Below are 15,293 nucleotides of genomic sequence, written 5' to 3'. Positions count from 1 at the left end.
CATGCGCACATCAAGATATGCGAATTACAGCTCGTTATTTCAGCGAACGAAGCTCTCGACTTTGATGGCTACCTGCTTCATCATTCTGAATCTGACCTTCCTTCTCACGATTATTTGGATTGCGTACAGCTCCTTCTCGGGAGTGACCTTCACGGAAATAAGCAAAGCCAGACTTGCGCTCTTAAACGAGAGCACCAAGCGCGGCTTCGATTTCATAACCAATCTGACCAACACCGCTTATTCGGTAGTCAGCAATAAAGAAGTGGTTGATCGTCTGGACGGAAAAAGCATATCCAAATACGAAATGATTACGAAAAGGCGGGAAATTTCCGATATTTTGCATCACACGCTGGTGCTCAATACCGGAATTAGCTCCATTGAAATATACTCGGATTTGTATAACGAGGTTCCCTATGCCGCAACGGATTTGGTTTATCCGATCCGGCTCATAGCCGACAAGGAGTGGTTTCCCGCGCTGAAGCAGGCGGATGCCGTCTGGGTACCGGTTCAGGAGAAGGGTTCGCCCGATTCCCTGATCGGCTACGCGCAGCACGTGTTCAACAGCAAGGGAGAGACGGTTGGCTATGTGCTCATCCGCATGTCGCAGAACGATGTGCTGCGGAAATTCGCCGATGTCCCGATGGCGCTGGATGGCCAAGTGCTCGTAGTCGATACGGCAGGCAAAATTATTGTGAAGGTCGACTCGCCTCAGCAAAAGGAAACAGAGCCGATCGTCGATTCAAACTGGCTGGGCGAAAGGTCGTATTCTTTGACCGACGGCTTCGAGGTGTTCCGCAAGGACGGCCACTCTTATCTGGTCGTCTTCTCCAAGCCGAGCACGGTACAGTGGCGGCTTGTGCAGATTATTCCTGTGAGCTCCCTTCTCGCTTCCACCCAGCAGGCCGGCTGGGTTGTCCTCGGCATCGGCGTGCTCATTCTATTCATCTCCGCCATCTTGGCGTTCCTGTTCGTCAAAAGCAGCATCAATCCGCTTCGCAGGCTTATGATGGAGATGAAGAAGCTGGAACGCGGCGATTTCCACGCCCATTCGGCCAGCTCTTACACGGAGGAATATGTCCAGCTGTCCTACAGCTTCAACCATATGGTGTCGCGCCTGAAGGACCTGATGGACAGCGTCAAAAAAGAAAGCAAAGCGAAGCGCGAAGCGCAAACCAGTCTGCTTGAGGCACAGATCAAGCCGCACTTTTTGTATAACACATTGGATATGATTCATTGGCGGGCACTCGATTATAAGGCGGAGGATATCAGCTTTATGATTCAGCAGCTGGGCAAAATGCTGCGGATCGGGCTCAGCGGCGGCAAGCTGTTCATCCGTCTTCGCGACGAGCTGGAGCATGCCCGCTGCTACATCAGCATTCAAAAAGAAAGGCTCCCCTTCCCCATCGAATATACGGAGCAAGTCGAGCCTCGGGCGCGCAGCTATTATATCCCGAAGATCATCCTTCAGCCCCTGATTGAAAACGCAGTCATTCACGGCAAGCCGGGGCAGGAGGAGAAGCCTCTGCAGATCGGGCTGACCATTCGGCAAATCCAGCCTGAAGGCAGAGCACCTTATCTAGAGCTGCAGCTTACCGATAACGGTACCGGTCTGCCGGAGCATTGGGAGCTGGAGCATACGACGGGGATCGGCATCCAGAATGTCCGGCGGCGCATCCAATTGTACTGCGGCTCCTTCTACGGCCTCCGTATGGCGAACCGGGAGGAAGGCGGTGTAGCGGTCACGGTTCACCTTCCCGTAATCGAAACGGAGGACCAACTAAAACAATGGTTAGACGGTGAGAATGAATGAGATCGATTCTGCTCGTGGATGATGAACCGCATATCCTCAATGCACTATCGCAGCATGTCGGCTGGACGAAGCTCAATATACGCATTGCAGGCATGGCGAAAGACGGCAATGAAGCGTATGTGATGTATAAAGAGCTGAAGCCGGATTTAGTGATGACGGACGTCTATATGCCGGGAATGAATGGCATTGAGCTCGTTCAGACGCTCCGCAAGGAGGATCCGAAGCTGCCTATCATTATATTAAGCGGCTTCGAGGAATTCGAAAATGCGCGCCAAGCCATGCGATGGGGCGTGTTTCATTTTTTGCTGAAGCCCGCCGGCGTCTCCGAGATCGAATCCGTGCTGGACGAGGTGCTCCAGGAGCTCGACGTGCTCGAACAAAAGCAGCGGCTGGAGGCGCATTACAAAGTCGAAATCGGACGCATGCTGCCGTATTTGCGGGAGAAGCTGTTTTATGAGCTGTTGACAACCCGCTACCATAAGAATGAAATTTCCGAAGAACGGCTGGATTACCTAGGACTCCCCAACCCGCAGGAGGTGGCAGCGGTGAGTCTGCGGATGACGCGGCCGTCCTTTCTGACCAAGCTGAAGGAAAGAGACTGGCAGCTGCTGAAGTTCGGTGCGGACAACATTGCCCGCGAGCTGCTGGAGGAGGAGCTGAAGCTGTTCCCTTCCGTGCTCGGCCATGTGCTGAACTATTCGGACAGCCTATTCGTGCTGCTGTTATTTCATACGGAAGCAGAGCAGGAGGAGCTGTACCGGATTTGCGAGCAATTGGCTCAGAAGATCACGGAGAAAATGACGACGTATTTGAAAATCGAAGCGATCGCGGGAATCGGCTCCGTCAAGCACGGCTTGCACGAGCTGATGGATTCGTATCTCGAAAGCCGGGAAGCGCTGGAGGCAGCGGAATTCCAGGGCACAAGCCAGGTTTACCCTTACCGGGACTGGGTGCGGCTCCAATCGTCGGCGGATGGCTTCGCCCCGCTGCTGAAGCAGTGGAATGAGGCGCTGTCCGGCAAAGATCTGGACAAAGCCAGACAGCAGTGGGTTCTCCTCCGCACGCAAATGCAGCAGGAGGGCAGCGGCTCGCTAACGGATGTCCAGACGATATGCGTCGGGCTTTTCAGCTCCATGATCTTTTACTGGAACGACCAGTTCCCGCTCATTGGGCCGCCGCGGACGATGTCCCAGTTTCTACAGCAAATCCAACAGCATTACAGCTTGAAGGAGCTGCTCAGCTGGATTGACGAGCTGGTGGAGGAATGGCTCCAATCGTCGGTTCAAGAGCTGTCCGGCCGGAAGAGCAACCGCCTTGTCGAAAGCGTGAAGCAGTACGTGGAGCAGCATTACAGTGAGGATATCAGCTTCGCCTGTATTGCCAAGGAATTGTTTGTCCATCCCAAATATTTAAGCCAGCTGTTCAAACGGGTGACCGGATCCAACTTTGTCCATTACTTGAATCATTATCGCATCCATCGGGCGATCGATTACTTGCAATCGGGACAGCATATGGTATATGAGGTCAGCGAGATGGTCGGGTTCAAAAACCCGACATATTTCAGCCAGGTATTCAAAATGATTACCGGCAAAAGCCCTTCGGACTTTTTTCACCCATAATCGTGCTTTAGTCCATGCAAGAGCCTCCGCGAGGCGCTGTGCTCCCTCGTGCAGGCGAACGGTTCCCTCTTCGTCCCATGACGACGTAATGACTGGGGTGCATGACAAAGGGAAGCTATGTAGTCAACCAGTCGCTTGACCGTTGAACTCCCATGCACTACACTGGAATAGACAACTTAATGCGTACGGGAGCTTGGGGAACCAGGCTGAGAGGGAAGCTAAGCCGCTTTCGACCGTTATACCTGAACTGGATAATGCCAGCGGAGGAAAAGCACGTGGTAACCCTACATGTAAGGACCGCTTCTTTCCCGTTGCGGTCTTTTTGCCGTGCGGTTACAAAGAGCCTTTCTCCGGTTGTCCTCAATTACGCAGTGACGGATAAAGCACTGCCCGAGGAGGAACGACCTATGACAACACCCCGTAACAATGCATCCGATTCAGCCTTGGTAACCGGTCAAACCAGCAGTAAGGAGCCATCCGTGCAAGAACCGAGCCTGTCCTCTTTTCCCGGAAGCCGCAAAGTATATGTGGAGGGCTCCCGTTCCGACATTCGAGTCCCGCAGCGCGAAATTACTCTAAGTCCTACAATCACCACAACCCAGGAAAGTCCGAATGCACCGCTGCGCGTCTATGATACGAGCGGTCCTTATACCGATGAAGAGGTGCATACCCGGATTACCGAAGGACTGCCTCCCCTGCGGGCGCCTTGGATCATGGAGCGCTCCGATGTAGAGGCGTACGAAGGACGGACCGTGAAGCCGGAGGACAATGGTCTCCGGGCACGCAGTGCCCTTTCCTCTGCCCCTCTGCCGGAGACAACTCCCGCTGACGACCCTACAGGCATCTTTCCCGGCCTTCGACGCACGCCGCTCCGTGCCAAAGCGGGCCGCAACGTGACCCAGCTGCACTATGCCCGCCAAGGCATGATTACGCCGGAGATGGAATTCATCGCCATCCGCGAGCAGGTGCCGCCTGCATTCGTGCGTGATGAAGTGGCTCGCGGCAGGGCCATCATACCTTGCAACATCAATCATCCCGAGAGCGAGCCGATGATTATCGGGCGAAACTTTTTGGTCAAAATCAATGCGAATATCGGCAACTCCGCCGTCACCTCCTCCATTCAGGAAGAGGTCGAGAAAATGCGCTGGGCGACACGCTGGGGGGCGGACACGATCATGGATCTGTCGACAGGCAAGCATATTCATACGACCCGGGAATGGATCCTGCGTAATTCCCCCGTTCCGATCGGAACGGTCCCTCTGTACCAAGCCTTGGAAAAAGTGGACGGACGCGCGGAGGCGCTAACCTGGGATGTTTATCGCGATACCCTGATCGAGCAGGCGGAGCAAGGCGTCGATTATTTTACTATCCATGCAGGCGTGCTGCTGCGCTACATACCATTGACCGCAAGCCGTATGACGGGGATCGTATCCCGCGGCGGTTCGATCATGGCGGCTTGGTGTCTGGCTCATCATAAGGAAAACTTCCTGTACACCCACTTCGAGGAAATCTGTGAAATCATGAAAGCCTATGATGTCTCGTTTTCCTTGGGAGACGGATTGCGGCCGGGCTCGATCGCCGATGCGAATGACGAAGCGCAGTTTGCCGAGCTTGCGACGCTGGGTGAACTGACGCAAATCGCTTGGAAGCATGATGTACAGGTGATGATTGAAGGTCCGGGACATGTGCCCATGCATTTAATTAAGGAAAACATGGACCGGCAGCTCGAGGTATGCCAGGAGGCGCCGTTCTATACCCTGGGACCTCTGACGACCGATATCGCTCCGGGGTACGACCATATCACTTCAGCTATCGGCGCGGCCATGATCGGCTCGTTCGGCACTTCCATGCTTTGTTATGTTACGCCGAAGGAGCACCTCGGGCTCCCGAACAAAGAGGACGTACGCGAAGGCGTCGTTACCTATAAAATAGCTGCGCATGCCGCTGACTTGGCCAAGGGCCATCCGGGGGCACAGGATCGGGACAACGCCCTCTCCAAAGCCCGGTTTGAGTTCCGCTGGAGAGACCAGTTCAACCTGTCCCTCGATCCGGAGAAAGCCATGTCCTATCATGATGAAACGCTCCCCGCCGAAGGAGCCAAATCCGCCCACTTCTGCTCCATGTGCGGTCCGAAGTTTTGCAGCATGAAGATCTCCCACGACATCCGCAGCCTTGCTGAAAATACAGAATTCGACACCAATATACAAGAAGTTCGAGATGGAATGAAAGAGAAATCAGAGCAGTTCCAGGCGTCCGGATATCAAATCTACCGTTAATCCCCAAACGGAAAACGAACTATTATCAGATTATGATAATAGTTCGTTCGTTTTTAGTGAAAATTCACACACTTGCCACACTTTCCCTTTATTCACCAGTTATGCAAAATAGATAACGCTTACATCCATTGTTTACCCGGAATGTTCTATTGTGTCGAAAGCAATTTCGTGATATTCTATAGATACTCTATTTTTAAATAAAATCGGCTAATTTATAAGGTTTTTGGCAAGAAAGCCGTAATGATATGCGCTCATTTTGTCGAGGTGGGCTCATTGTTTTTTTTTGTAGAGCCTCATTCTATCATCATTCGCTATCATCGACCAACCGCTGCAAGTCCCTTTTATGCAAGTAAAATGTATTTTTATTCATTTCGACGTCATAATTGGATTTGTCCGCTTTCCGCTTTCTTACTGCCTTGGATACAAACCTTGCTTGGTGACGATTTAGACCCGCATACTTTTATTGGGAGGTGACGGTCAGCCTGCTGACCACAAGAATGAATGAAGTAATGCGCAATGAAGGCCGTTTTCAGAATCTGTTAGGTACCGAGCACGATAGCTGCGGTATTATTTGCATCGTAGAGAAGGACGGTTTTCCATCCCGCGATAACATTCGCAAAGCGATTGATGCCCTCGTTAAGATCGAGCATCGTTCGGGTTTTATTAACGGCGAAGGGGACGGCTGCGGGATTCTTACCGATATTCCAAGAGCACTTTGGGAGAAAAAATTAACGGACGCCGGTTTGGACGGCAAACTGGCACATGACAACCGCTTCTCCGTTGCCCATATTTTCGTTCCGCGCAACTTGGATGTTTCCGCATCTGACATGCAGCAAGGCATTCGTGAATTGTTCGCCCAGCACCAAATCTCCATTATTCTTGAGCAAGAGAACCAAGTGGACAGCAGCGTTCTCGGTCCGAACGGCCGCAACGATGAGCCTACCTTCTGGCAGGTTGCCGCTATTTGCGACAAGCCTGAAGTGGTCGTAGCCGACCATTTGTTCGAGCTGCACACAGCTATTGAGAAGAAGTACTATGTGCACGTAGCTACATTGAGCAATGTAACGGCTGCCTACAAAGTGATGGGCGCAGCCAGCATTCTTCCAAAATATTTTAATGATATGCGCGATCCGTTGTTCGCGGCTCAAGTAACGATCGGTCACAACCGCTACTCCACAAATACCCAATCCAGCTTCTTCCGTGTTCAGCCTTTCTCTTTGCTTGGTCACAACGGGGAGATCAACACGGTGAAAAAGCTGCGTCTGGAAGCAGACATGGTCGGCGTACAGCTGGTTGATAACGGCAGTGACTCGCAGGACATGAACCGTACGATCGAAACATTCATTCACCGCTTCGGCATCAGCTTGTTCGAGGCAATGGAAATCGTATTCCCTCCTATTATTAATGAAATGAAGCTGTTCCGTCCGGAGCTGCAGGATCTTTATGTGTACTTCCGTCAAATTTGGGGTCATTACGCCCAAGGTCCGGCGGGTATTGTATCGCGTTACGGCAACGAATGTATTTTTAGCGTCGATGCGCTCGGTCTTCGTCCGGTATGGATGGTAGAGAGCGAGACATCCCTGTATTTCTCCTCCGAGCAAGGCGTCATTACGGTTGGCGAAATGGTTGCCGATCCGAAGCCGATCGCTCCGGGCGAGAAAATGGGTGTCATTCTGACGCCAGGTGAGCACGTTCAAGTGATCCCTTACTCCGAGGTTCAGTCCTTGGTTTACGAGCGCGCAAGCAAGCGTGTTGATTTCAAAGGTCTTCGCAAGCATTTGGTTGAAGGCGTGTCTTCGGTTGAAGCAGCTTCCAGCTCTGACCTAACCGTTACAGATGCATTGTACAGTGCATTTGGCTGGGACCGCGAAGGCATTCAGCAAATCGAGACCATGTCCGAAACCGGCGCGGAGCCGATTCGTTCCTTGGGTCATGACGGTCCTCACGCCTGTATCAATTGGGAGCGTCAAAACATTCCTGACTTCATTAAAGAGAGCGTAGCGGTTGTTACGAACCCTGCGATCGACCGTGACCGTGAGATGGAGCATTTCTCCACCCGCGTTGTCGTTGGACCTCGTCCATCCGTTTTCGGTCAGCCTGATGAGCGTTTGCGCGTTGAGCTGCTGACTCCGCTTCTGCTTGAAGGCGCTAATGGCGCAGCTTCGCTTGCAGAGCTCGGCCAACCAAGCTATGAGCAGTTGATCGCTCAATTCTCCGGCCAAGGAGCCCAGGCGGTTGCCGTTCTTTCGACAACCTATGCACGCGGCACCTCCTTGCAGAAGGCTTTGGATCAATTGGCGGCAGACGCCATCGCTGCTGTACAGAACGGAGCTATGCTGCTTGTTCTTGACGACGCTCAGGCTCATCAGAACGATCGCTTGTTCCTGGATCCGCATCTTGCGGCTTCCAAAGTCGACATTGCGCTTCGCGCGCAAAAATTGTCCTTCGGCGACAACCTGCGCCGTCAAGTGACCGTCATTCTTCGCACCGCTGCGATCCGTAACCTGCACGATATCGCTGTAGCTTGCGGTCTGGGTGTGGACCTAGTGTCCCCTTACCTGCTGTTTGCTACCGCTGCTGACAAGAACGGCGCACCGGCGGCACATAAAGTATACACAGCCTTGTCCAAAGGCTTGGAGAAAGTCATTTCCACAATCGGTACGCACGAGCTGCGCGGCTACACCCGCTTCTTCTCGTCGATCGGCTTGAAGCCTGAAGTATCCGATGTGCTTGATATCGTGAACTACCTGGGCAGCGAAAAAGCCGGTACCGGCTTCGCCCAATTGGAAAAGGATGCGGAAGCCCGCTACGAGGACTTCTCGAATGCCAAAGCCAAGGCAGCTCGCAACTTCCACTTCTTCCAACGCATGTGGAAAGCACTCGGCGAGGCAGCTGCAGGAACGGCTCCTTATACGGACTACCGCGACAAGCTGCGCGAGGAAGAGAAGCGCAATCCGATTTCCATCCGTCACGTTGCTGATTTCGACTATGAGCGTGCGCAGCAGGAAGGCCGCAAGCCTCTTGACCCGTCCAAAGTCAACATCGGTATCGGCGGACATGATTTGCCTATGCTGATCTCCTCCATGTCGTTCGGTTCCCAGAACGAAACTGCTTTCCGTGCGTATGCGGAAGCCGGTGAGCGTCTGAACATGGTCACCATGAACGGTGAGGGCGGAGAAATTAAAGATATGCTCGGCCGTTACAAAAGAACACGCGGTGCGCAAGTAGCATCCGGTCGTTTCGGTATTAACGTTGAGCTTGCGAACGCCGTTGCTTTCTTGGAAATCAAGATCGGTCAAGGTGCAAAACCGGGCGAAGGCGGTCACTTGCCGGGCTCCAAGGTTACAGCCAAGATCGCTGCAGCACGTAACGCAACGATCGGTTCGGACCTGATCTCGCCATCCAACAACCACGATATTTACTCGATCGAGGATTTGGCGCAAATCATCTCCGAGCTGAAAGAAGCCAGCGGACGTAAAGCCAAAATCAACGTGAAAATCCCTGTTGTACCGGGTATCGGTACGATCGCAGTCGGTGTGGCCAAAGCAGGCGCGGACGTCATCACCTTGTCCGGCTTCGACGGCGGAACAGGTGCGGCTCGTATCCACTCCTTGACTCACGTCGGTTTGCCTACCGAGATCGGTACCAAGTTGGCTCACGTCGCCTTGATCGAAGCTGGTCTTCGTCACAAGGTCGAGCTGTGGTCTGACGGCGGCTTGAAATCCGGTGCGGACGTTGTCAAAATGATGCTGCTCGGCGCAAACCGCTGCGGCTTCGGCAGTATCTCCATGCAAGCCATCGGTTGTACGACTTGCCGCGGCTGCCACCTGGATACTTGCCACGTTGGTATCGCAACACAAATCGATTCGATGGAAGAAGCCGAAGAAAAAGGTCTTCGCCGCTTCGTTCCTCGTGTATATGACACTGCGGTAGATTCCCTGGTTCGCTTGTTCGGCGGCATGGGCGAAGAAATCCGTGAAATCGTCGCTCAGCTGGGCTTCGAGAATGCTCAAGATCTTGTAGGTCGTTCCGACCTTCTGCAGCAAGTGAGCTGCCTGGAGCAAATCGACTTGTCCGAAATTCTTCGTCCGGCTCCACTTTCGCTGGTGGCTGCTCAGGATGCTCAATTGGAAGCAGCGGCGGCGGTATCGTCCGATATTCGCATCGCGGCTGGCGCAGAAGGTCAAGAATTCTTCCCGGATTCCTTATCCTTCGACGCACCGGTTGAACGCGTATGGTCCAAACTGGATGCCGAGTCCCGTATTCTCGGAACACGTTTTGCCAGCCATCGCGTAAGAGACCGTTTCGACGGAAGCTATGACAGCTTGCCTAAGGTATCCTTGAACTTGACAGACGGCTCCGTAGCCGGTATCGGCTTGGGTGCCTTCAATGCCCGCGGCGTTGAAATTACTGTTAACGGTGGTGCCGAAGACGGCGTTGGTAAAATGTCGCTCGGCGGTAAAATCGCCATCCTGAAATCCAAAGGCCAGAACAAACAATTCATCAACGGCTCTGTTGGTAAATCGTTCGGCTATGGTGCTCAAAAAGGTTTGTTCCTGATTCAAGGCAATGCCGATACACGTGCCTGCATCCGTTTCTCCGGAGCAGACGTTGTCTTCGGCGGAGAGATCACCTCTCCTCTGGAAGATCACCTCGGTGGTCTGGCAAGCCGCGCGAACCTGAAGGGCTTCGCTTTCGAATACATGACCAACGGTCGTGCCGTCGTGCTGGGCGATCCAGGTCCATGGATTTGCGCAGGGATGACCGGTGGTGTGATCTACCAACGTTTGGTTCCAGAAATGGGCTTGGACGAAGCAGCAATCACACGCCGTATCGCCAAAGGCGCGAAAGTAAAAATCGAGAAGGTCGGTGCTCAAAGCATCAAAGACTTGAACGAACTGCTCGGCGCGTACCACGAAGAGCTTGCTGCTTCCGGCCAATCCGAGGCTGCAGCTACCATCGCACACTTGCTGGCGAATTTGGAAACCAGCTTCGTACGTATCGCTCCGGTGAATCTGCAAGCAGACCAATCGGTTGCTACAGAATAATTAATTCTCTAAATAAGATAACAGCCTCACCCATGAGCGCCATGCTCGGGGGGAGGCTGTTTTTTTGTTTCAAACCGATCCGAATTGTATAATGAGTGTATAAGTTAAGATACATCAGGCAAATCTGCGACAGGAACGGTCCATATCTATTCCGACCATTAGATCAACTATGACGATACACACGATACCGCATCAGTAAAGGAGGATCTTACCTATGGTTCATGGGGTTAACGAGAACTACCGGGCAGGCCGTGATGAAGATCATGAGGTATTCCCTTGTACTTGGTACGCGGTCGGCTGGGGAAAGGAAATCAAAACGAAGCCTGTGAAAAAGAGGCTGCTTGGACGGGATGTCGTGCTTTTCCGTGACGCGCAAGGGGAGCTTCGTGCCCTCCATGCTTATTGCCCTCATCGCGGCGCAGATCTTTCATTAGGCCGCTGCGATGGCGGGCTGCTGCAATGCCCTTATCACGCCTGGGGCTTTAATGGTCTTGGGGAATGTGTTGAGATTCCGGCTCATCCGGATCGAGCTATCCCTGGCTTTGCCCATACCCGTTCTTATCCGGTTTCAGAGCAGATAGGCCTCATCTGGCTTTACCCCAAAACGTATGAGGAACTGGAAATGATGGAGCCCGCTCCCCTCTCCCTGTACCCGGTTCTCCAAGAGCCTAGCTACAGCCTGGCTCCTTATGACGCCGTCTGGAAGGCGCATTTAACCCGTGTTGTCGAGAGCGTACTGGATGTGGCTCATGTGCCCATCGTACATAATAAAACAATAGGCAAAAAATCAACGGTTGAGATCAAAATCGACTTTGAAGCGCACGGAGACGAAATCCGAATCCGCAACGGGGGCGGCATTCTGGATTATCGTTTTCCGCAGCAATGGCTATTAACCCCCTTGAAACAGGAAGGAAGCCAGTTTATTAACTATGTTACCTTTACCCCCATCGATAAGGAGGTTACGGCAATTTACGGCCTGGCCGGCCGAAATTTTGCCACCAAGGTACCGGGGCTGAATACCATTTTCTCTAAGTACAGCAGCAAGGTGCTGAAGGAAGATCAAGCCATCGTCGAGAGCCAGCATCCCGGCCCGATTCCGGATTCGCTGCGGCTGGAAGCCCATGTGCAGGCCGATGGGCCGCAGATTCGGTTCCGGCAGCGATGGTATCAATTTCTGACGAGTGAGGAGCCGCGCGTATTCATTCATGAGGCCACTGGGGGTTAATCGCCCATTTTCTGTTCCGGTAAATACAATGATGGCCTGCTTCGAACCAAACAGAGCGCCGATAAGGCCGACCATGGACGAGACCGAGATAAACTAGTGCATGGGTATGGGTATGGCTCTATGTACCTGCCGAATTATAGTTGGCGCGCCGCAGCTACCGCTTCAAGAAATTCTTTTGCCGCAGCCGTAACTTTACGGTAATCGCCGTCTTTTTGCGCCGCTTTCGTAATGTAGCTGCCAACTCCAACCCCAACGCATCCGGCCTTGAGCCATTCATGGACGTTCTGTGGCGTGACGCCGCCTGTCGGGGTAATCGCTGCCTGCGGCACTGGAGCTTTGATCGCTTTCACATATTGCGGACCTACGGCTTCCGCAGGGAACAGCTTCACAATATCGGCGCCTGTTTCCAGGCTTTCTATAATCTCTTTGGCGGTGAATGCACCGCTTACCGTTACCGCTTGATAGCGGTTCGCCATTTTGATCATATCGGGATTCAACTGCGGACTTACAAGCAGCTCGGCACCGGCCAATATGGCAGCCCTGGCTGTCTCCGCATCCAGAATCGTTCCGGCACCGATAAGCACATCCGGGTACTTCACAGCTAGTTTATTAATTACTTGCAGAGCGTTCGGCACACTCATTGTAATTTCCAATACCTGAATGCCACCTTCAATAGCCGCTTCGGCTACAGCCAGCGCTTCCTGCTCGCTCTCGGAACGGATGATCAGAACGATTCCGCTTTCCGCAATTTTTTTAAGGTTTTCGAGTTTTCTCCACATAGTTCATGTCCCCCAATGTTTTAACTTACTCATGATCCATATACAATTTCTCACCACTGTAGCCGAGTTGACGAGAAAGCTTCAATGCGGCTTCGGTAACTAGCTTGACGATCATTTCTTCACGCTCAGGCGTCATATTGGAATAAATGCTTGCGACACTGATCGCGCCAACCGGATGATGGGTCTGGTCATAAATCGCCGAACCGATACAATACATTTCCAAATTATCTTCACGGTCATCGATCGAGTAGCCCCGCTCACGGATTTCCTTCATATCCTGCAAAATATCGGAAAGCGTTACCTTCGAATAAGGCGTCTTACCCACGATGTCCCCATCACCGACAATATATTGAATTTTGTCTGTTGGCAGTGCGGCCAGCAGAGCTTTCCCCAATCCAGTCGTATGCATGAGTCTGCGGGAGCCGAGCTTGGCTGTAGGCCGCACCGCCGAATAGTTTTCCGCTTTGTCGAGGTAAACAATTTTCCCTTTATCTTCAATTCCCAGGAAAGCAGTACTGCCCAACTGACGGTTCAGCTCCTCAAGATAAGGTCTTGCCTGTTGAGGAAGCCCTGCGCTCGACAGATATGCACTTCCTACCTCAAAAGCCCCCAATCCCAAGCGGTACGTCTTCAGCCGCGCATCATCCATTTCGATAAAGCCTTTGTAGAGCAAGGTCTGAACCAGCTCAAAGCCGCTGCTTTTGGGAAGACCCAGGCCGGTACAGATTTCATTGAGCGTCAAAGGCGAGCCGCTTTTAGCCAGCAGGACCAGCAGGTCAACCACTCTCTCTGCCGATTTATTCAGACGAATATTGTCCATATAGTCTCCTTTTGTTGTCGAGGCATTCATGAAGTTCGTATATGCGAACTAGTTTCGCAATGTCGAATTTTGAGTTCATTATATCTATAAAATGTTCCGAATTCAATAGTAAAGTTGATTTTTTAAATTGGCATATTATTTATGATTTATTCTAAAATAATTTTCCTCACAGGATTGAATTCCTCATGTAAACGGTATATCCTAAGAGGGGTTAATTCATATTCGCGAATCAAGTTCGTATATGCGAACCAAAATTTTAATGACAGCGCATTTTTACCTCTGCTGTCTTTCTCTTTATCTTTTTCACTCTTTTATTCGTCAGGAGGGCGAGGTTATGGAACCTACCGTCATTTTTTTGATTGGCTCCGCAGGGTCCGGGAAATCGACTATCGGCAAGCTGATCGCGTCCGAATATCATTTTTGCTATCTGGATAAAGACATTGTTTGCAATAAATTCACCGGACGATTACTGGAATCGAATGGATACTCCCCCCACGATCGGGACGGGAACGCATTTTACAGCGATGTCGTGATGGGCCTTGAATATCAAACCCTGCTTGACATTGCCAATGACAATCTGCAGCTTGGCCGCTCTGTCGTGTTGGATGCCCCATTCCTCGGCTACTTTGCAAATAAGGACTATATTCGGCAGTTAAAGGAGACCTATGGCTGGACGCACGTCAAGCCGCTAGTCGTACAAGTCACTATCGATTTCGACGTTCTGAAGGAGAGAATGCAGGCTCGGGGGCTGGAAAGGGATGCCTGGAAGTTCGACAATTGGGATGCCTTCGTACAAGGCATTAAGGAAAAGCAGTGCTTGTGGGAGGATATTGAGATCATACAGCTTGATAATAGCCCAGCCGTAGTGGATATAGAGAAATTACGGCAAACACTGCCATTCGAACAATCTCCTGGCCCGTCTGCAAATCCGCTGGCTTGATCACAAGCAGGCAGCTGGGATATTTCAAATAAAAAAAGAAACTGCATAGAATTCCATTCTACGCAGTTTCTGTCAGGTGAACTGTCAATTATTGCTTCGCTGCACGATACGCTTCGATATACTGTGCCGCTTTCTTGGCGACCAGGCTATAATTCCGCTCTTTGACCGCATCGGTCGTCAGATCGGAACCGATCCCTACCGCTATGGCGCCAGCTTTGATCCACTCGGCCAAATTGCTGAGCGATACGCCGCCTGTCGGCATGACGTTCGCATGAGGCAAAGGACCTTTAATGGCCTTAATAGTCGATGGCGAGTACAGATTGCCAGGGAACAGCTTGACGATGTCGACGCCCAGCTCCAGCGCCTGCTGGATTTCTTTGACCGTCATGACGCCGGGCATCACGGGTACACTGTAACGGTTGCACAGCGTGATCGTGTCCGGGTTCAGCGACGGTCCGACAACGAACTCGGACCCGCTTAAAATCGCAGCTCGCGCTGTCTCCGGATCCAATACCGTACCTACGCCGATGATGGCGTATTTCGATGGATCCTGCGTCGAGCTGGAGTATTTCTTTGCAAGCTTCTCAATCGCTTGCAAAGCGAAAGGCACGGTCATCGTCACCTCGATGACCTTGATACCGCCCTCGATGGCTTGCTCCGCCATCTCTACAACTTCCTCCGGCGTTTCGCCGCGCAGAACCGCGACGACGCCTTCATTACTGATTTGCTGCAGCAATCTAATTTTTTTCATATCGTTTCATCCGTTCCTTTGCTTA

The 15,293-nt window shown here is 52.2% G+C and carries 9 protein-coding genes and 1 riboswitch; of the genes, 6 read left to right on the top strand and 3 right to left on the bottom strand.

Annotated elements, in window-relative coordinates:
* Position 1: 1 nt before the first annotated feature.
* From CF651_RS09910 to CF651_RS09890, 5 genes are all read left to right on the top strand, one after another.
* Positions 2-1,810, top strand: coding sequence for a cache domain-containing sensor histidine kinase (locus CF651_RS09910; protein WP_094014696.1), 1,809 nt, complete (start codon positions 2-4; stop codon positions 1,808-1,810).
* Entirely contained in the window at positions 1,807-3,429 is a 1,623-nt protein-coding gene (locus CF651_RS09905) for a response regulator (protein ID WP_094014695.1), read from the top strand. Before CF651_RS09910 ends, CF651_RS09905 begins: the two co-directional genes overlap by 4 nt.
* 175 nt (positions 3,430-3,604) lie before the next feature.
* Positions 3,605-3,715: riboswitch (TPP riboswitch) on the top strand.
* A 121-nt stretch (positions 3,716-3,836) separates the two neighbouring features.
* The gene (gene thiC / locus CF651_RS09900; RefSeq protein WP_094014694.1) at positions 3,837-5,705 is read left to right on the top strand and encodes a phosphomethylpyrimidine synthase ThiC; all 1,869 of its coding nucleotides are present in this window, start codon (positions 3,837-3,839) and stop codon (positions 5,703-5,705) included.
* Between the two features lie 497 nt (positions 5,706-6,202).
* Positions 6,203-10,753, top strand: coding sequence for a glutamate synthase-related protein (locus tag CF651_RS09895; RefSeq protein WP_245855820.1), 4,551 nt, complete (start codon positions 6,203-6,205; stop codon positions 10,751-10,753).
* A 214-nt stretch (positions 10,754-10,967) separates the two neighbouring features.
* Complete coding sequence (locus CF651_RS09890; protein ID WP_094014693.1) at positions 10,968-11,978, top strand: aromatic ring-hydroxylating oxygenase subunit alpha; 1,011 nt, start codon at positions 10,968-10,970, stop codon at positions 11,976-11,978.
* Between the two features lie 134 nt (positions 11,979-12,112).
* Here CF651_RS09890 and CF651_RS09885 read toward each other — a convergent pair whose 3' ends face one another.
* Entirely contained in the window at positions 12,113-12,757 is a 645-nt protein-coding gene (locus tag CF651_RS09885) for a bifunctional 2-keto-4-hydroxyglutarate aldolase/2-keto-3-deoxy-6-phosphogluconate aldolase (RefSeq protein WP_094014692.1), read from the bottom strand.
* 25 nt (positions 12,758-12,782) lie between these two features.
* Entirely contained in the window at positions 12,783-13,577 is a 795-nt protein-coding gene (locus CF651_RS09880) for an IclR family transcriptional regulator (protein WP_094014691.1), read from the bottom strand.
* A gap of 334 nt (positions 13,578-13,911) precedes the next feature.
* Between CF651_RS09880 and CF651_RS09875 the strand changes: the two genes are divergently transcribed.
* Positions 13,912-14,517: a P-loop nucleotide/nucleoside kinase family protein gene (locus CF651_RS09875; protein WP_094014690.1), complete on the top strand. Its 606-nt coding sequence runs from the start codon at positions 13,912-13,914 to the stop codon at positions 14,515-14,517.
* An 88-nt stretch (positions 14,518-14,605) separates the two neighbouring features.
* Here CF651_RS09875 and CF651_RS09870 read toward each other — a convergent pair whose 3' ends face one another.
* Entirely contained in the window at positions 14,606-15,268 is a 663-nt protein-coding gene (locus CF651_RS09870; RefSeq protein ID WP_094014689.1) for a bifunctional 2-keto-4-hydroxyglutarate aldolase/2-keto-3-deoxy-6-phosphogluconate aldolase, read from the bottom strand.
* Positions 15,269-15,293 lie beyond the last annotated feature (25 nt).

The organism is Paenibacillus rigui (assembly GCF_002234615.1).
In the GTDB taxonomy this organism is placed as follows: domain Bacteria; phylum Bacillota; class Bacilli; order Paenibacillales; family NBRC-103111; genus Paenibacillus_S; species Paenibacillus_S rigui.
Note: the sequence above shows the minus strand (reverse complement) of the source record. Positions and strands in the feature narration are given on the sequence as shown.

Coding starts and splice junctions, on each gene's coding strand:
- CF651_RS09885 (WP_094014692.1), bottom strand. CDS start 12,757: ATGTGGAGAAAACTCGAAAACCTTAAAAAAATTGCGGAAAGCGGAATC.
- CF651_RS09870 (WP_094014689.1), bottom strand. CDS start 15,268: ATGAAAAAAATTAGATTGCTGCAGCAAATCAGTAATGAAGGCGTCGTC.
- CF651_RS09880 (WP_094014691.1), bottom strand. CDS start 13,577: ATGGACAATATTCGTCTGAATAAATCGGCAGAGAGAGTGGTTGACCTG.
- CF651_RS09890 (WP_094014693.1), top strand. CDS start 10,968: ATGGTTCATGGGGTTAACGAGAACTACCGGGCAGGCCGTGATGAAGAT.
- CF651_RS09910 (WP_094014696.1), top strand. CDS start 2: ATGCGCACATCAAGATATGCGAATTACAGCTCGTTATTTCAGCGAACG.
- CF651_RS09905 (WP_094014695.1), top strand. CDS start 1,807: ATGAGATCGATTCTGCTCGTGGATGATGAACCGCATATCCTCAATGCA.
- CF651_RS09875 (WP_094014690.1), top strand. CDS start 13,912: ATGGAACCTACCGTCATTTTTTTGATTGGCTCCGCAGGGTCCGGGAAA.
- thiC (WP_094014694.1), top strand. CDS start 3,837: ATGACAACACCCCGTAACAATGCATCCGATTCAGCCTTGGTAACCGGT.
- CF651_RS09895 (WP_245855820.1), top strand. CDS start 6,203: ATGAATGAAGTAATGCGCAATGAAGGCCGTTTTCAGAATCTGTTAGGT.